This window comes from Jejubacter calystegiae (assembly GCF_005671395.1).
Lineage (GTDB): Bacteria > Pseudomonadota > Gammaproteobacteria > Enterobacterales > Enterobacteriaceae > Jejubacter > Jejubacter calystegiae.
Map to the genome: position 1 here is coordinate 4462823 of NZ_CP040428.1, position 14866 is coordinate 4477688.

Annotated in this window: 19 protein-coding genes, 3 tRNA genes and 4 pseudogenes; 2 read left to right on the forward strand and 24 right to left on the reverse strand. The window is 49.7% G+C overall.

All coding sequences use genetic code 11. The features are described 5' to 3' along the window. Positions 1-121: 121 nt before the first annotated feature. Positions 122-337 (forward strand): annotated as a pseudogene (locus FEM41_RS20885) (ISL3 family transposase); the annotation flags it as partial. On the opposite strand, the gene FEM41_RS20890 reads toward FEM41_RS20885, so the two are convergent. The 22 genes and pseudogenes from FEM41_RS20890 to uvrY form a co-directional block, all read right to left on the reverse strand. After that, a complete protein-coding gene (locus FEM41_RS20890) occupies positions 304-684 on the reverse strand; it encodes a TIGR03757 family integrating conjugative element protein (RefSeq protein WP_138098087.1) in 381 nt (126 codons plus the stop codon). The pseudogene FEM41_RS20885 and the gene FEM41_RS20890 overlap by 34 nt on opposite strands. 232 nt (positions 685-916) lie before the next feature. Continuing rightward, on the reverse strand, positions 917-1501 hold the full coding sequence (locus tag FEM41_RS20895) for a hypothetical protein (protein WP_138098088.1): 585 nt from the start codon (positions 1499-1501) through the stop codon (positions 917-919). A 224-nt stretch (positions 1502-1725) separates the two neighbouring features. After that, positions 1726-2193: a hypothetical protein gene (locus FEM41_RS20900; protein WP_138098089.1), complete on the reverse strand. Its 468-nt coding sequence runs from the start codon at positions 2191-2193 to the stop codon at positions 1726-1728. Continuing rightward, positions 2190-2552 carry a tlde1 domain-containing protein gene (locus tag FEM41_RS20905; protein WP_138098090.1) on the reverse strand — a complete coding sequence of 121 codons (363 nt, stop codon included), beginning with the start codon at positions 2550-2552 and terminating at the stop codon, positions 2190-2192. The genes FEM41_RS20900 and FEM41_RS20905 overlap by 4 nt, the downstream gene beginning before the upstream one ends. A gap of 12 nt (positions 2553-2564) precedes the next feature. Next, positions 2565-3056 (reverse strand): type VI secretion system tube protein TssD, encoded by a 492-nt coding sequence (tssD, locus tag FEM41_RS20910; RefSeq protein WP_138098091.1) that lies wholly within the window; start codon positions 3054-3056, stop codon positions 2565-2567. A 158-nt stretch (positions 3057-3214) separates the two neighbouring features. Then, positions 3215-3604 carry an acetyltransferase gene (locus FEM41_RS20915; protein WP_138098092.1) on the reverse strand — a complete coding sequence of 130 codons (390 nt, stop codon included), beginning with the start codon at positions 3602-3604 and terminating at the stop codon, positions 3215-3217. Next, a pseudogene (locus tag FEM41_RS20920) lies at positions 3601-4368 on the reverse strand (conjugative transfer ATPase); the annotation flags it as partial. The gene FEM41_RS20915 and the pseudogene FEM41_RS20920, both read right to left, overlap by 4 nt. 13 nt (positions 4369-4381) lie before the next feature. Further along, positions 4382-4615, reverse strand: a pseudogene (locus FEM41_RS20925) (RAQPRD family integrative conjugative element protein); the annotation flags it as partial. Between the two features lie 226 nt (positions 4616-4841). Continuing rightward, on the reverse strand, positions 4842-5006 hold the full coding sequence (locus FEM41_RS24655; RefSeq protein WP_168198839.1) for a hypothetical protein: 165 nt from the start codon (positions 5004-5006) through the stop codon (positions 4842-4844). Positions 5007-5040: 34 nt separating this feature from the next. Continuing rightward, positions 5041-5196 carry a hypothetical protein gene (locus FEM41_RS24660; protein ID WP_168198840.1) on the reverse strand — a complete coding sequence of 52 codons (156 nt, stop codon included), beginning with the start codon at positions 5194-5196 and terminating at the stop codon, positions 5041-5043. A gap of 33 nt (positions 5197-5229) precedes the next feature. Further along, positions 5230-5394, reverse strand: coding sequence for a hypothetical protein (locus tag FEM41_RS24665; RefSeq protein WP_168198841.1), 165 nt, complete (start codon positions 5392-5394; stop codon positions 5230-5232). 34 nt (positions 5395-5428) lie between these two features. Beyond that, positions 5429-5584 (reverse strand): hypothetical protein, encoded by a 156-nt coding sequence (locus FEM41_RS24670; RefSeq protein ID WP_168198842.1) that lies wholly within the window; start codon positions 5582-5584, stop codon positions 5429-5431. Positions 5585-5597: 13 nt separating this feature from the next. Then, a complete protein-coding gene (locus FEM41_RS20930; protein WP_138098094.1) occupies positions 5598-6332 on the reverse strand; it encodes a hypothetical protein in 735 nt (244 codons plus the stop codon). Then, a complete protein-coding gene (locus tag FEM41_RS20935) occupies positions 6313-7281 on the reverse strand; it encodes a radical SAM protein (RefSeq protein ID WP_168198843.1) in 969 nt (322 codons plus the stop codon). Before FEM41_RS20935 ends, FEM41_RS20930 begins: the two co-directional genes overlap by 20 nt. Positions 7282-7476: 195 nt before the next feature. Next, the gene (locus FEM41_RS20940) at positions 7477-8241 is read right to left on the reverse strand and encodes a TIGR03747 family integrating conjugative element membrane protein (protein ID WP_138098096.1); all 765 of its coding nucleotides are present in this window, start codon (positions 8239-8241) and stop codon (positions 7477-7479) included. A gap of 24 nt (positions 8242-8265) precedes the next feature. Further along, positions 8266-8928 (reverse strand): annotated as a pseudogene (locus FEM41_RS20945) (ParA family protein); the annotation flags it as partial. Positions 8929-9047: 119 nt separating this feature from the next. After that, positions 9048-9133 (reverse strand) — tRNA-Leu (locus tag FEM41_RS20950). 12 nt (positions 9134-9145) lie between these two features. Beyond that, positions 9146-9219: transfer RNA gene (locus FEM41_RS20955), tRNA-Cys, on the reverse strand. 40 nt (positions 9220-9259) lie between these two features. Further along, positions 9260-9335 (reverse strand) — tRNA-Gly (locus FEM41_RS20960). 156 nt (positions 9336-9491) lie between these two features. Continuing rightward, complete coding sequence (gene pgsA / locus FEM41_RS20965; RefSeq protein ID WP_138098097.1) at positions 9492-10040, reverse strand: CDP-diacylglycerol--glycerol-3-phosphate 3-phosphatidyltransferase; 549 nt, start codon at positions 10038-10040, stop codon at positions 9492-9494. 58 nt (positions 10041-10098) lie between these two features. After that, the gene (gene uvrC, locus FEM41_RS20970) at positions 10099-11931 is read right to left on the reverse strand and encodes an excinuclease ABC subunit UvrC (RefSeq protein ID WP_138098098.1); all 1833 of its coding nucleotides are present in this window, start codon (positions 11929-11931) and stop codon (positions 10099-10101) included. Between the two features lies 1 nt (position 11932). Further along, on the reverse strand, positions 11933-12586 hold the full coding sequence (gene uvrY / locus FEM41_RS20975) for a UvrY/SirA/GacA family response regulator transcription factor (RefSeq protein WP_138098099.1): 654 nt from the start codon (positions 12584-12586) through the stop codon (positions 11933-11935). Between the two features lie 453 nt (positions 12587-13039). Here uvrY and FEM41_RS20980 point away from each other — a divergent pair, with 453 nt between their 5' ends. Next, complete coding sequence (locus tag FEM41_RS20980) at positions 13040-13264, forward strand: DUF2594 family protein (RefSeq protein ID WP_138098100.1); 225 nt, start codon at positions 13040-13042, stop codon at positions 13262-13264. Positions 13265-13431: 167 nt separating this feature from the next. Here the strand turns inward: FEM41_RS20980 and tcyN are convergent, their stop codons facing one another. Continuing rightward, complete coding sequence (gene tcyN, locus FEM41_RS20985) at positions 13432-14184, reverse strand: L-cystine ABC transporter ATP-binding protein TcyN (RefSeq protein WP_138098101.1); 753 nt, start codon at positions 14182-14184, stop codon at positions 13432-13434. After that, positions 14181-14849, reverse strand: a complete 669-nt coding sequence (gene tcyL, locus FEM41_RS20990; protein WP_138098102.1) for a cystine ABC transporter permease — start codon at positions 14847-14849, stop codon at positions 14181-14183. Before tcyL ends, tcyN begins: the two co-directional genes overlap by 4 nt. Positions 14850-14866: the final 17 nt, after the last annotated feature.

The window sequence follows — 14866 nt, forward strand, 5'->3', positions numbered from 1 at the left end:
AATTCAGACTATCACAGGCATTACAGGAGCATATCCGAATGGCCACCTTCCCGTGGTGATTTCGCTATTATGGATCCAGTTCGCTTCCACGTACGGCGATATGGCGCGTACGGAACCGCTATTCGCGCTTTCATGGCTGAAAATCAGCACTGTTGATGCTGTCAGGAAACAACTCGAACGGAGCTGGAATGTCGTTGACAGCATTATGACTCGCGCGGTTAAGCGAGATCTTGCACGAATAAAAAAGCCTTTAGCAGCCCGGTATATGAATGTGGACGAAGTCGCCTTTAAGAAAGGACATCGTTATATAACAGCGATCTCCGAGCGTGACGGGCGGGTACCGTAGACCACATCCCGATCGTCAAACACCACGGCAGGAACCTTTCGGATACCCAGTTCCCAGGCGCGGCCCACCTGGCGGTATGAGGTAATCAGTTGTTGCTGTCGCTGCTGCCACTGCGGGGATGTCATAACCTGTCTGGCCTGTGCCGCCGCCAGCTCAGAATCGGCCGATAGTTGGCCAAACATCTCTGTCTGCAACCGCTCCGGGCCATCCAGCAGCACAACCGGGATATCCGGTGGAAGATTTTCAGGAAGATGCTGGCTGTCGGTATAAAGCACCGAGCCCGCCAGCACCGTCACCGGCAGAAGCGCCGGCAGAAGGATGAAGTTACGTCGTTTCATTGGGAGACTCCGTCAGAATGTATCGCCTGACAGCGTGCTCCCCGGCTTTCAGGAAAGCTGCAATAAACTAAAAATCCGTGGCTAAAAATTAATTCGGCAAGGCTGTCGCAGTTGATATCGCCCCGATGCCCGCTCAATCTGGAGGGCATCGGTCATCATCGGGGAGCAGGTCGATGTGATGAAGTTAATTCCGTAGAAAAGGCTACCCATCCGGTAGCCTCGGTAGTGATATTTAGTTGGATGTAACCTGGCTAATAAGCACGCCTTTAACACTTTTATTTTCAACATAATACTGAAGACAATTCATCTGAATAAAATCACCATAGCTTTGAGTATCAGTACAGTATTGAATAGTATTGCTACCTTGCTCGTCTTCGGACATTAATGCGAAATTTTCTGATGATGCCCCCAGTAAAGAAATCCCCTTAACCCTGACGCTTAAATCATTGCTATAAGGAGAACAACCTTTTTGCTGTCCATCTCTGGCAATCGCTATAGAGGTTAAATCTCCTTGCCCCATCTCATTATCAGAGATAAACCAGTAGTTAACATCTCTGGATGCAAGGCAAAGCCATGACGCCCTATCGTCCTGGTTAACCACTACGTCTGTGGCTTTTGCAATATCTGCAAGACGGCTAAATTCCATTACAAAGATGTCACTGCTAATAATCACATCGGGCACTAAATTTTTATTGGCATCGTGGCTAATAACAGATGAATCATCGTGGTAATAGCTGGCTCCAAAACCCTCCATCTGCATAGCCATCGCAACAGGAGAGACCATAGCAGCAAGCACAAAAAATAGGAGACGCTTCATTTCACTCTCAACTCCCTGTCACCGCTTGCCCAGATGCTCTTTCTGACGCTGAGAGGAGCGATCATACAACCTTCGGATGAGTCCAGTGGATGCTTCTCGTTCTCACCATGAATCCACCCTTCCTGTGAATCAGAATAAACAATATTATCATCCAGATAGTACGCGAACTTTTAGCATGTCTGAAGAAAACCCGGCACCAGCCCGGGCTTATTCTTGTACCAGGGTTACTTCGTTGGGCCCTGTGCCATCTCCAGCCTGTACTCGTCAATAATATACTGCATTGTTCCGAGACATTCCGCTGCCGCTGGGCCAGCCCTTTTAAGTGTCGGTTCCGCCTTCGCAAAATAGGCCTCAACCTGCATCGGCGTAAAATGGGCCATAGCGGGTATGCTGCATATCACTGACATGCCGAAACGTTGTTGTAGGCGATCTGTTCTCTTTTCTAGCGGTGTGGTGGCGTTAATGACAGCTACAGGGTCTTTAATCAACGCCATGCTGATAGCGGTAGTCAGTTCTTCCACTTGTTTAGCGTCAAGGATATCGCCGATACTATCAATCTTCTCTGGCAGCGCCTGGATCGTTTTCTGGTCTGCCTGTTCTACCTGTCGAAGGTAAGCATTCCATTCGCTTGACGGCGCCATACAAGATGTCGATACAATACAGGCGACCAGAACAACGGCACGCCCGATCACCTGACCACCTCCAGAGTGGTATCTGTTGACTGGATTATTTTTCTGCGAATGTTTGGCCCCATGATTATGCAGCCTTCAGAAGCAAAACCAGGTACCGCTGGTGGTCTTTTTTCGCCATGAATACGGAACAGGGAACGCCCGAACCCCTCGCCTGAAACCTGAGTCAGGGTGATGGTCATCGGCCCCTTTGAATTTGTATAGCCACCAATGCGCCATGTTCCGCGAGGAATTGGCCCCATGCCTCTAACGTGCTGGCGGTCAGGGTTGTTTTGATTCGTCAAACTTCCCGAATAACCTTTACCTATTAATTTACCGTTGTGCCATAACTCGCCAGTACTCTGAGAGTATTTCCATGCCATATGCCACGCTCCCTATGCTGCGCTACGCCCTTTCCAGGAATCAGAATGGATAATATTACCGTCCAAATATTTCCAGGTGATTTTCTTGTACATCATTTCTAGTACTTCAAGATGTTCCTGGCGTTCGTAGGTAGGATCTTTAACATCTTCCATAATAGGCACAACACAGGTAATACGGGCGTTCTCAAGAAGCACGTTAAAATATTCCTCTTCCTGTCCGGCATTATTAATTCGATAAAATTTAAGCTCTGCTGATTTTAAAAGCTTTCCTGAACTAACGAATTGATAAAGATAGGGGCTGGATGAGTCCAGCGCTTTGGTGAGGATAAAAGGCGCATGTTCACGTGTCGCCGTTATCTTGCCGGACAGATCATCCGTAGGAAGTGATACATCGTGAGCCAGCGCAGTTATTTCTATGCTACCTTCGCGTTGCTGTATTTCTACAGAGCCTTTGACGGGGTTTCCGGCATCGTCCTTTAACCATAAATAAACAGGTATAGCCATTCAATGAACTCCTTTTTCGTACCAGAGAGGATAATTATCGCCCTCCGTTCCTTTACAGATGAAACATCATTTGAGACTTTATTGACATAAATCAACTGAAAGCCCACCGGAATTACGGACAGGGGCCTTCAGCCCGACGTATGGTTATGCATCGATTATCAATGTACCACCACGCCATGCAACCACAGCACCAGATAAACCATATCCGCCGTATCCGTCACCGTGATATACCAGCGAGGATGCTCATATTCCTCCGCATCCGGCCAACTTTCCTGGCCGCTGACAGTGATCAGTATATTCACTGCCCTGCGTAGCCGCCCTTCCACCGTCACGGCCGCGCAACTGCTTAATCCGACGCGATGGGGATGGCAGGTGATGGTGGTGGCGCCTGGCAGGCGCCGACGGATTTGTGCGTTCAGCCGTTGCAGATTCTCCCGGGTGGTGGCCGACACCCGGGGCTCGCCCTGCGGCGGCAGGGTGAACACGTTACCGTCAGGCAGAACCGGTACCGCTTCCGTCTGAGGCGCCGGATACTTCAGCGTCATCATGCAGCCTCCTGCTCAACGCTCAGGCCGCGCAGCCTGTCCAGCTTACGGGCCACCCGGACTGCCGCTTCCAGCTCACTGCAGTGATGCTCCCGCATCAGCGCCCGGCGCTCCGCCTTCTCATCCTTCTCCGTCATACCCAGCGCCAGATACAGACTCGGCGGTACCGCCCGGAACAGCGCCTCGATGCGTTTGGCCAGCACCACCCCTTCCGTATAGCAGCCGGACAGTTTACGGGCCGACAGCAGCACTGCCTCCTGCTCCGGCGTCAGTGCCCGGAACCGGCTGATATCCTTCACCTCCTCCGGCGGCATGGTGAGACAAATCCACCACTCCGCCATGTTCAGCATCTTCTCGGCAATATCCGGGTAGTCCTTCAGGTTCTGGGTGGCCAGCCACAGCCAGGCGCCCAGCTTACGCCACATCTTGACCACCCTGGTCATGTACGGCGACAGTAGCGGGTTGACCGTCACGATGTGCGCCTCATCCACGGCAAATACGATATCGCGGCCAAGATACTGGTCGCGCTCCGCGATGTTGTTAATCATGTTGGTCATCGAGACCATGGTCAGCGCCATCTGCGCTTCATAGCCCTCACGGGCCAGGTGCCCCAGATCAATCAGCGTCACATCCGCTTCCGGCCACAGCTCGCCTTCACGGTTAAACAGCTCCGCCTCAAAGCTGCCGGACTGGGTGAACATGCCCAGCGCCTCCGCCATCTCTGCGGCTTTCGCCCGGCGTTGCGCGTTACGGACGGTGCCGCCTTCCTCCCCTTCACCGGCGGCGATAGTCAAAGAAGAAGCGCCCACGCTCTGCCGGATCGGCCTGAGTTGCGGCCACGCGCGCTCGCTCCAGCGAGGCCTGCATCTGATCCAACTGACGCAGGACTGAGGCCAGTTCGTCTTTCTCGGCAACCCGGGTTGACGTTGATACGGATAAAGCGGCCAGTAACAGCAGGCTGATGATGCCCGGAATACGGGCACCAGGGCGCCAGGCCGGACGGGATGAATTCATACACACCTCCACAGGAGTTAAAAAGGTGCGTACAGGATGTGCAGGACAGGAGGGACAGTCAGCGATAAACTCTTTTTGCGATTATGAAAATTTAAAGAAAGAAGAAATGCTTTTATTAGTAACTATCACTCATGATTATCATGAAGTTTTGAACATGAATAATAACAGGAGGGATAACATCCCTCCTGTTATTAATAAAGTTAATTTAGGATATACTCACTCACTATTATGAAACAATGACCCCCCATTTCCCCCACACGACTGCTGGGCTCTCAATGGGAGGCAACTCCTCTAACTCATTGATCATTTCATTTAAAAACAAACCATCGTCCAATAATTCCGGTTTATCACACTGGTTCGTTATTTCATTACATTTTTTTTCCGCATCCATTTTTTTGCTCCTTTTGAAAGGTGATCACTCATTATTATGAAACAATAGCCCCCCACTTTCCCCACAAAACAGCCGGACTCTCAATGGGGGGCAACTCCTCTAACTCATTGATCATTTCATTTAAAAACAAACCATCGTCCAATAATTCCGGTTTATCACACTGGTTCGTTACATTTTTTTCCGCATCCATTTTTTGCTCCTTTTGAAAGGTGATCACTCATTATTATGAAACAATAGCCCCCCACTTTCCCCACAAAACAGCCGGACTCTCAATGGGGGGCAACTCCTCTAACTCATTGATCATTTCATTTAAAAACAAACCATCGTCCAATAATTCCGGTTTATCACACTGGTTCGTTATTTCATTACATTTTTTTTCCGCGTCCATCTTTTCACTCCTTTTGAAATGCAGTCACTCTCTATTATGGAACCAAAAAACCCCACCTTCCCCATAGGCATGAAGGGCTTTCAACTGGAGGAATTTCTTCCAGGTCCGAAATCTCCTTTTCAAAAACAGAGGCGCTGTCAAATACATCATCATCATCATCGAGTAAGGCAACTTGTTTAGCTTGTTTCATAAAAACTCCTTAACTACATTTCAGATATATAGCCAAATAATAATAACAACCACACTATGGAAATAACAACCATTATTGCTACCTCCAACACCTTTATAAACGCATTTGTTTTCCTACTTAGATTCACCTTCAGAATCATACTATTCATTAATATATTATAACCATCATTTTTTATAATAGGGAGCGGTATCAAGTTAGATAATGTCATAAACAGCACTGGAGGAATTAAATAATTAAGTTCTTTTGCAAATACAGCAACCCCCCAACAAATAAAGATATTAATCAATATACCAGAATAACATACACACGCCCCTCTAAATCTTGACAGGATATATACATCTGACGTATCAACCTTTATCATTGGAAAAATAAGAAAAAAACTAACCCTAATTTTCCCAGATACACCACCAAAAAAACGCAATACAGAAATATGTGCAATCTCATGAAAAACAACATTCCCCATAAGAAACAAAAAAGCAAGGCAGGCCTGCAAATTTGAATGTGGAACATCATAATTTATACTCATTAATTGTATTAACATATATATTGAAAGAAATATCAAAAGCAAGAAAACAATATCACTATAACCAAATCTAATGACTCTTGCAGTGATATCATAATTTCTCCTTGAGAAATAAAACTTCCGCTTATAGTAAAATGTATTATTACTACAATCTTTGATATAACAATCTCCATTCTTATTTTCAAGAATGATAAATTTACCGAAATTAAAAAGAAGATCCGCCATACACCCCCCTTTTCGATAATAAAAAACCAATTCTTTCATCTATATACTTTTTTGTTTTAATAACATTACTCGGAGAAAACAACAAACCACACAACTCACAAACATTCACAACTTTACTTGGTATTTTTATATCCGTATTCTCTTTAACCCATAAAACAAAATCACCCATGCATTCATTTCTCAATAAATACAATGCAGAATTATTCTTTAATTTATAAAGAGCCGAGTGTAAATTTATATCATAAAAATTCCCAACGTTCAGAACAGAGTCAAATATAGTTTGAGAACAACATGGATATATATTCCCATCATAGGAAACAACAAAGCTTGAACCATAATGACATCGTGTTTTCCCAGGAGTGACTTTCCTATCAAAATCATCAAGGGAGAAAGTTTTACTTGCTCCGCCTACCGGCAAACAAGGTATAATATTCACAGGAATATTATTTAAATCTTCAGCCATTTTGTCTATCAGGTCACCAATTTTTTCATTTTTTATTTTAACCAGTGACACATCACAATTGAGACCTATCTCATTGCACGCCTTCAGGACATTATTAACACACTCCGTCTCAACATACTTACTATGATAATTATCATGGCTTACTGTTAACTTAACAACACCATTTTCCTTTAGTTCACTTAACCTATCAAGAGCTTTATTATAGCTCGCTGCCCAATAGCCATTAGTGATGGTTCTTACTCGTTTACCACAATCTTTTGCAAGAGCACACAAATCTAATAATTTCCTATACTCTAAAAATGGCTCCCCTCCGGTGAAAGATACATCTGTAATACAAGAAATTTCTTTTGACTCAATAACATACTTTCTAATTCTATTGATGTCCAGGCGTTCTACACTTTCTGGATTAGATTCAAAGCAACACATCGCACAAGACGCATTACATTTTTTGTGTAAAACAAAAACCATGTTTTTATATATACACATATTATAATCCCTTATGTATTTCCTAAGTTTCATCTTAATATGCATGTGGGAACTACGTAAAAAAATGATCCTGATCACTTTTTATACAATAAATGTTCAAATAACCATCACCCCTGACTCGCCAGTAACCGTTGTTACGGGGCTTGTCTGCTGACGGGAGCGCACAAAAGCAAGTTTTGTACGCCCCCGGCCAGCTTACAGGTACTTTTTAAATGACGCGGTGGTCACCGTAATCGCCGTTCCCAGCAAAATCGCAGCCGGCAGCAATAGCAGGTTGGGATACACTGCCGTTGGCCAGGAGAGGTACAACATCACCGGCACCACCACTGCTGGCCTCACCATTTTTTTGGCATGGTGATAAACAAACGAACTCTCATAACCGGCACCATAACGAGGCAGATCGCGCCGCCCCAGCCCCTCGACCAGCGCTACCAGCACCGCCATGGCAAACAACGGCAGTGACAGCGCCAGAATCGTCACCCGGATCAGGGTGATTATCGTGACCCACACCGTGGCCATCAGATATTCATGCAGATACCCGGCGAGCCATCCGCTCCAGCCACTCAACTGGCGGGTCAGTTCATTATCACTGCCCATCTGCAGTGCATACTGCTGCTGTATCCAGTCCGTGACACCGCTGTTCACAAACAGCCACTGATATGCTGTCGTCATCCAGTTGACGACCGTCACCGAGGGGGTTGACAACAGCAGGCTGCGGGTGAACTCCGTGGACAACCAGCCCAGCTCAGTATTCATCACTGCTTCACTGTGCGCCGCGCCGGCTTCCGGCCAGAAAAAGGCGATCCCGATATACTCCATAAGCAGGCTCAGCATCAGAGACCCCAGCAGCATACCGAACAGCGCCCACAGCCAGCCCCAGAGCAGGTTATACAGCAGGCCATGCGCTTTCTCTCTCTCCTGCCGGGCCGGCGTCCGGGTATCCCGTTGTGGCTCAGCCATGATCGCCTCCATTCAGTCCAGCTTCCGACTATTCAGTGCCGAACTGTCATATTTTTTCTGGCTGATAATGTTGGAAAGACTTTCCATCGCTTCACGATCGAGAAGCGTATTTTCAATGCAGTTAATAAGAATCGAGATATCCGGCAGATGAATACCGTAGATTTCATAGGTTTTCAGGCGGGTGAACATATGGAGGGAGCCACGAATAAACTCGCGAACGTCAGGAAGAATAGGCTTCACTATTCCCATCACATTGCCAGTTGATGACAATATCGACAGTTCGGTCATGACGCCTGTAGCCCCTTTGGAGTCCACAATAATGAGGTCGTAGCGGGAAAATGAAGGATTCTGAAGAATATTTCTCAGTCGCAGGCGCCCATCAGCAGCATGTAGCATTGCGGTGGGCAACAATTCATCGGGGTCGTTGGAGTAGACAATATCAAGGTTATTGATTGACGCTCGTGAAATCGCCTGCAGCGGGTCCGGGACCATCTGCATCAACAATTCATAAAGGCCAAACGGTGCCTCTTCGCTCAAAGAGAAGATACTGCTGGCCGTAGGCTGGGACCAGTCTGCATCAATCAGGAGGGTTTTCAGGCCTGCATCTGCACAGAAATCGGCCGGGTAAGCAGCAAAGGTTGACTTACCTTCACCACCTTTCGGAGATATAACGGGGAGTATTTTCATTCTGCACACTCATAAAAGTGTGCATAGAGCTAGCTATTGATGATAGATAATGCAGGAAAACCACCCGAAGGTGGTTTTGCACGACACTGCTTTTCATTGATTTTATTCGTGTTTCCCGCTGGTACCCGGAGCGGGACTTGAACCCGCACAGCCAAAGGCCGAGGGATTTTAAATCCCTTGTGTCTACCGATTCCACCATCCGGGCTCGGGGAAAAAGTGGAGGCGCGTTCCGGAGTCGAACCGGACTAGGCGGATTTGCAATCCGCTACATAACCGCTTTGTTAACGCGCCAAATACTGCTGTACCCGCCTGAGTGGCTGATACTGAAAACTGGAGCGGGAAACGAGACTCGAACTCGCGACCCCAACCTTGGCAAGGTTGTGCTCTACCAACTGAGCTATTCCCGCATTATCAGGCAATCAACGTTGGTTAATTACTTGATTTTGCTATCGTCTGGCGAACCCTGCCGCCGTTCGATGCGTTGCATTCTACTTACCTCACGCGATGAGTCAACGAAATTTTCCCTCCCGCTGACTCGTTTGCTGATTTTTACAGCGGATAGATCACCCTTCAAGCAAATCGCCGCGCGCAGCGTTTAAATACTGGAACATTGACCAGAATGTCAGCAGCGCCGCGACGAAAAACAGCGTGATGCCCGCGTACTCTATCCAGATGTTTGGCCGCCACAGCATACCGATCAGCGCCAACATTTGCGCCGTGGTCTTGAACTTGCCGATCCAGGAAACGGCGACGCTGCTACGTTTGCCGATCTCCGCCATCCATTCACGCAACGCAGAGATAATAATCTCACGGGCGATCATGGTAGCCGCCGGTAACGTGACCCACCAGCTGTGGTAGTGCTCCGCCACCAGCACCAGGGCTATCGCCACCAGCACTTTATCGGCAACCGGGTCAAGGAAGGCGCCGAAGCGGGTGCTCTGGTTCCAGCGTCGCGCCAGGAAGCCATCGAACCAGTCGGTGACCGCCGCCAGGCAGAAGATAAACGCACACAGGAACGGCGCCCAGTGGAATGGCAGATAAAATGCCAGCACAAAGAACGGAATAAGGACAACACGAAACAGCGTAAGCAGGGTTGGTATATTAAATTGCATAATGCCGGGTAACTATCTGTCGTCAGGGAGAAATTGACTCTATGTTGCTACATAGCCCTTAATGTTTCAACGAGTAGTAGATCTTTTCTGCCAGCCCCTGCGAGATCCCCGGCACTTTTGCGATTTCTTCTATGCTGGCGTTCTTAAGGGGTTGCAATCCGCCCATATACTTAAGCAACATCTGACGCCGCTTCGGACCGATTCCTTCGATGGACTCCAGCGAGCTGGTATTCTTTACCTTAGCCCGTTTTTTACGGTGCCCGGAGATAGCGTGATTATGGGATTCGTCGCGAATATGCTGGATGACATGCAGCGCCGGCGAGTCGGGCGGCAACGCGAATCCCTCCCCTTCCGGCTCCAGAAACAGCGTCTCCAACCCCGCTTTACGATCGCTCCCCTTGGCAACGCCCAGCAGCAACGGTCGCTCTTTATCCCACTCGACATCCAGGCTGGCAAAGACCTCTTTGGCCTGCGCCAGTTGCCCTTTACCGCCGTCAATCAAAATCACATCCGGAATTTTGCTCTGCTCGATAGCCTTGCCATAGCGGCGACGAAGCACCTGATTCATGGCAGCGTAGTCATCCCCCGGCGTAATACCGGCAATGTTATAGCGTCGATATTCGGAACGCAGCGGGCCGTTAGGGTCAAACACCACGCAGGAAGCCACGGTCTGCTCGCCCATGGTGTGGCTAATATCGAAGCACTCCATACGGGTGATTTTCGGTAGTTTTAGTACCTGCGCCAGCGCCGTCAGACGCTGGGTAATAGTGGAATGCTGGGCCAGGCGGCTAACCAGCGCAGTGGCGGCATTGGTGCGCGCCAGCTTCAGGTAACGAGCCCGGGCGCCGCGCGGCCGGGTTTGCAGATGGATATGGCGCCCCGCCAGCTCGCTCAGGGAGCTTTCCAGCAGGCTCTTATCCTGGAGCGCGAAGTCAAGCAGGATCTCGCCCGGTAGCGTTCGCATCTGGCTACCCTGCAGGTAGAACTGGCCGACGAAGGTTTCGACCACTTCAGACAGATCGGTACCGCCCGGCACTTTCGGGAAATAGCTACGGCTGCCCAATACCTTGCCCTGGCGAATAAACAGCACGTGCACGCAGGCCATACCGGCATCGAAAGCCACGCCGATCACATCCAGATCGTCGCCGCTGTTAGAGACGAACTGTTTCTCCGTGACCCGGCGTACCGCCTGGATTTGGTCGCGTAGTCGCGCCGCCTCTTCAAATTCCAGCCTCTGACTGGCCTGCTCCATCCGCTCCACCAACCGGTTCAATACCTGGTCGTCTTTACCGGACAGGAACAGTCGCACATATTCCACCTGGCGAGCGTACTCCTCTTCGCTCACCAGCCCTTCGACGCAGGGGCCAAGGCAGCGGCCGATCTGGTACTGAAGGCAGGGGCGGGAGCGATTGCGGTAGACGCTGTTCTCACACTGACGAATCGGGAAGATTTTCTGCAGCAACGCCAGGGTTTCGCGAACCGCATAACCGTTAGGGAAAGGCCCAAAGTACTCCCCTTTGGCATGCTTCGCGCCACGGTGGGTCGCCAGTCGTGGGTGAGTGTCCCCGCTCAGGAAGATAAAAGGATAAGATTTATCGTCACGCAATAGCACGTTATAGCGCGGCTGATAGAGCTTAATATAATTATGCTCCAGCAGTAGCGCTTCGGTTTCGGTATGAGTCACCGTAACGTCTATCTGACGGATCTGCGCCACCAGAGCTTCGGTTTTGCGGCTGGCGAGGTTCGAACGAAAATAGCTCGCCAGCCGTTTCTTCAGATCCTTAGCCTTACCGACATAGATGACCGTGCCCTGGTCATCATACATACGATACACACCAGGCTTACTGGTGACGGTCTTCAGAAAGGCTTTTGCGTCAAATACATCATTCACGTTAACTGGTCAAAGGCTCCGCGCTGCACAACCCGTGGCGTATCGCCAGATGGGTTAATTCGACATCACCGCTAATATTGAGTTTGCTAAACATACGATAGCGATAGCTGTTTACCGTTTTCGGACTCAGGTTCAACTGTTCAGAAATTTCATTGACCTTCTGTCCGCGGGTAATCATCAGCATAATCTGCAACTCGCGCTCAGACAAACTGGCAAACGGGGAACCCGTATTAGCCGGCTCGATCTGGCTGAGTGCCATTTGCTGTGCAATGTCAGACGCAATATAGCGCTGCCCGGCATTTACCGAACGGATAGCGCTCACCACTTCCTGTGGCGCGGCACCTTTACTCAGGTAACCCGCAGCCCCCGCCTGCATCACCTTCGCCGGTAGCGGGTTTTCGGTGTGCACGGTCAACATAATGACCCGGGTATCGCTACAGGCGCGGGCAATCTTACGTGTGGCCTCAAGGCCTCCCATTCCCGGCATGTTCATATCCATCAGAACCACATCCACGGGAGTACTGCGGCACAGTTTCACGGCATCTTCGCCACAACAGGCTTCGCCGATCACTTTAATGCCCTTGATATCTTCCAGAATGCGGCGTATCCCTGCACGCACCAGTTCATGGTCATCAACAAGAAGGACGTTGATCAAAGAATAATTCTCCAGAAAAGGGATAACGCTGCTGATAGTTTATTCACCACATATATTAACGGTTTTTAAGTCACTTTTAAAACGTAAAAATGCTGAGCGCCACACAGTATCGGCTATCCATAAAATAAAAGTAACGCAAACGTTCCCGGGGTAGATCTATCCGATATCAAAAGAAAATAGTTATGCAATAAATACATTACATCAGTCAGAAAAAGACATTTTTACTCACTGAAGACTCTTCCCCTTACCTTTAATTAACCATATAAAAACCAAATTGAAACAATTATTTCTGCCATGAGCAAGGCGTAAAGTGCGGTCGCTGTCTCCCATGGCCGATTCGGCTCGCCACGTACGGCGCGGCTACGCATGGTTTCTTATGAGTTTGTGATATACTCGGATGCTTGCGTCGGCGCCGTTTGAGCGCAGTATCAATCGAAAGAAAGAGGAATAAAGATGAGCACGCCGGATTTTTCTACTGCGGATAACGCCCAGCAACTGGCCCTTGAAGTAAGTTGCCTGAAAGCGCTGTTTACCCAGATGCTGAAAGCCATGGGTCAGGCAGACGCCGGAAAAGTCATTATCAAAATGGAAAAAGAGATTGCGCAGATGGAAGATAAAGCGCACGCCGAAGTGTTCACCAATACGGTTAACCAGATAAAGCAGGCATACCGTCAGTAACCCTGGCGCTGCGCTGAAGGCGGTTTCGCCTTCAGCCTTTTACGGTTAGTTACAAATAAAGAACAATTTATTTCCTAATAAAGTAAAATAAAAAGCCGTTATTTTTTTCGCCAACTTTGTTTCGCCTCCGTGCAAGCGGAGCCACCGGAAGGTGGCTCTATCGTTATTTATTGCATCAGAAATTTTTCCAGGAACTGCTGAGTACGCGGCTGCTGTGGATTGGAAAACAGCTGCTTCGCGGGTCCCTGTTCGATAATACGTCCCTGATCCATGAAAATAGCGCGATCCGCCACATCTCTGGCAAAGCTCATCTCATGCGTCACGATAACCATCGTACGCTTCTCTTCGGCCAGTTGACGCATGGTGCTCAGCACCTCCCCCACCAGCTCGGGATCGAGCGCCGATGTCGGTTCATCAAACAGAATCACCTCCGGGCGCATAGCCAACGCGCGGGCAATGGCGACGCGCTGCTGCTGGCCGCCGGACAGCCGTCGAGGATAACTCTCTTCTTTTCCGCCCAGGCCAACCTTCGCCAGCAGTTCGCGGGCCCGGGTACTGGCCTCCTGCTTTGATTCCCCCTTAACGATGACCGGTCCTTCAATAATGTTCTCCAGCACGGTACGGTGTGGAAATAAATTGAAGTTCTGGAACACGAAACCGACATGCTGTCGCAGCAGGCGTACCTGCTCGCGCTGCTTGCCGAGGGAACGACCAGCATCGATGGCGATATCCCCCACCCGGATGCTGCCACTGTCCGGCTGTTCCAGCAGATTGATGCTGCGCAGCAGCGTAGTTTTACCCGAGCCGCTGGGGCCGATAATCGCCACCACTTCGCCGCTTTCTACCTCCAGATCGATGCCGTGCAGCACCCGCTGGCCGTGGAAGGATTTAACCAGCGCTTTCACCTCTATCGCACTCATTTCGGTTCACGCTCCTGACGGTTAAGCTGATTTTCAAAGTAGTTCTGCAGCGCGGAAAGCGCCGTCGCCATGACCCAGTAGATAAGCGAGGCCGCCAGATACATGGTGAACACCTCCAGAGTACGCGAGGTAATCAGTTGCGCCTGACGGAACAGCTCCGGCACCTGAATGGTGGCCGCCAGCGACGTATCCTTCACCAGACCGATAAAGCTGTTGCTGAGCGGCGGCAGCGCCACCCGCCCGGCCTGTGGCAGAATCGCCCGGCGCATGGTCTGCCAGCGGGTCATCCCCAGACTGGCCGCCGCTTCCCACTGCCCTTTTTCAATAGAGGCGATGGCGGCGCGCAGCGTTTCCGAGGTATAAGCCGCGGTATTCAGCGACAGGCCAATCATCGCCGCCGGCATCGGATCCAGCTCAATGCCGAACTGCGGTAAGCCGTAGTAGATCATAAACAGCTGCGCGATCAGCGGCGTACCGCGGAAGATCGAGACATAGAAGCGTGAAAGCCACGACAGCGGCCAGAAGCTGGACAGCCGCATCAGCGCCAGCAAGAACCCCAGAAGTAGCCCAAAGAACATGCCGCCAAGGCTCAGTTGCAGCGTAAAGACGGCACCCCTGAGCAGGAACGGCAGCGATTCAATGACCAGATGAAAACTTTCTTGCATTGTGATGTGACTTCCTG

Bases quoted from the DNA above. Each gene is read 5' to 3' on its own strand.
- FEM41_RS20890 (WP_138098087.1), bottom strand. From the start codon at position 684: ATGAAACGACGTAACTTCATCCTTCTGCCGGCGCTTCTGCCGGTGACG.
- FEM41_RS20895 (WP_138098088.1), bottom strand. From the start codon at position 1,501: ATGAAGCGTCTCCTATTTTTTGTGCTTGCTGCTATGGTCTCTCCTGTT.
- FEM41_RS20905 (WP_138098090.1), bottom strand. From the start codon at position 2,552: ATGGCATGGAAATACTCTCAGAGTACTGGCGAGTTATGGCACAACGGT.
- tssD (WP_138098091.1), bottom strand. From the start codon at position 3,056: ATGGCTATACCTGTTTATTTATGGTTAAAGGACGATGCCGGAAACCCC.
- FEM41_RS20915 (WP_138098092.1), bottom strand. From the start codon at position 3,604: ATGATGACGCTGAAGTATCCGGCGCCTCAGACGGAAGCGGTACCGGTT.
- FEM41_RS24655 (WP_168198839.1), bottom strand. From the start codon at position 5,006: ATGGATGCGGAAAAAAAATGTAATGAAATAACGAACCAGTGTGATAAA.
- FEM41_RS24660 (WP_168198840.1), bottom strand. From the start codon at position 5,196: ATGGATGCGGAAAAAAATGTAACGAACCAGTGTGATAAACCGGAATTA.
- FEM41_RS24665 (WP_168198841.1), bottom strand. From the start codon at position 5,394: ATGGACGCGGAAAAAAAATGTAATGAAATAACGAACCAGTGTGATAAA.
- FEM41_RS24670 (WP_168198842.1), bottom strand. From the start codon at position 5,584: ATGAAACAAGCTAAACAAGTTGCCTTACTCGATGATGATGATGATGTA.
- FEM41_RS20930 (WP_138098094.1), bottom strand. From the start codon at position 6,332: ATGGCGGATCTTCTTTTTAATTTCGGTAAATTTATCATTCTTGAAAAT.
- FEM41_RS20935 (WP_168198843.1), bottom strand. From the start codon at position 7,281: ATGTGTATATATAAAAACATGGTTTTTGTTTTACACAAAAAATGTAAT.
- FEM41_RS20940 (WP_138098096.1), bottom strand. From the start codon at position 8,241: ATGGCTGAGCCACAACGGGATACCCGGACGCCGGCCCGGCAGGAGAGA.
- pgsA (WP_138098097.1), bottom strand. From the start codon at position 10,040: ATGCAATTTAATATACCAACCCTGCTTACGCTGTTTCGTGTTGTCCTT.
- FEM41_RS20980 (WP_138098100.1), top strand. From the start codon at position 13,040: ATGAGCACGCCGGATTTTTCTACTGCGGATAACGCCCAGCAACTGGCC.
- tcyN (WP_138098101.1), bottom strand. From the start codon at position 14,184: ATGAGTGCGATAGAGGTGAAAGCGCTGGTTAAATCCTTCCACGGCCAG.
- tcyL (WP_138098102.1), bottom strand. From the start codon at position 14,849: ATGCAAGAAAGTTTTCATCTGGTCATTGAATCGCTGCCGTTCCTGCTC.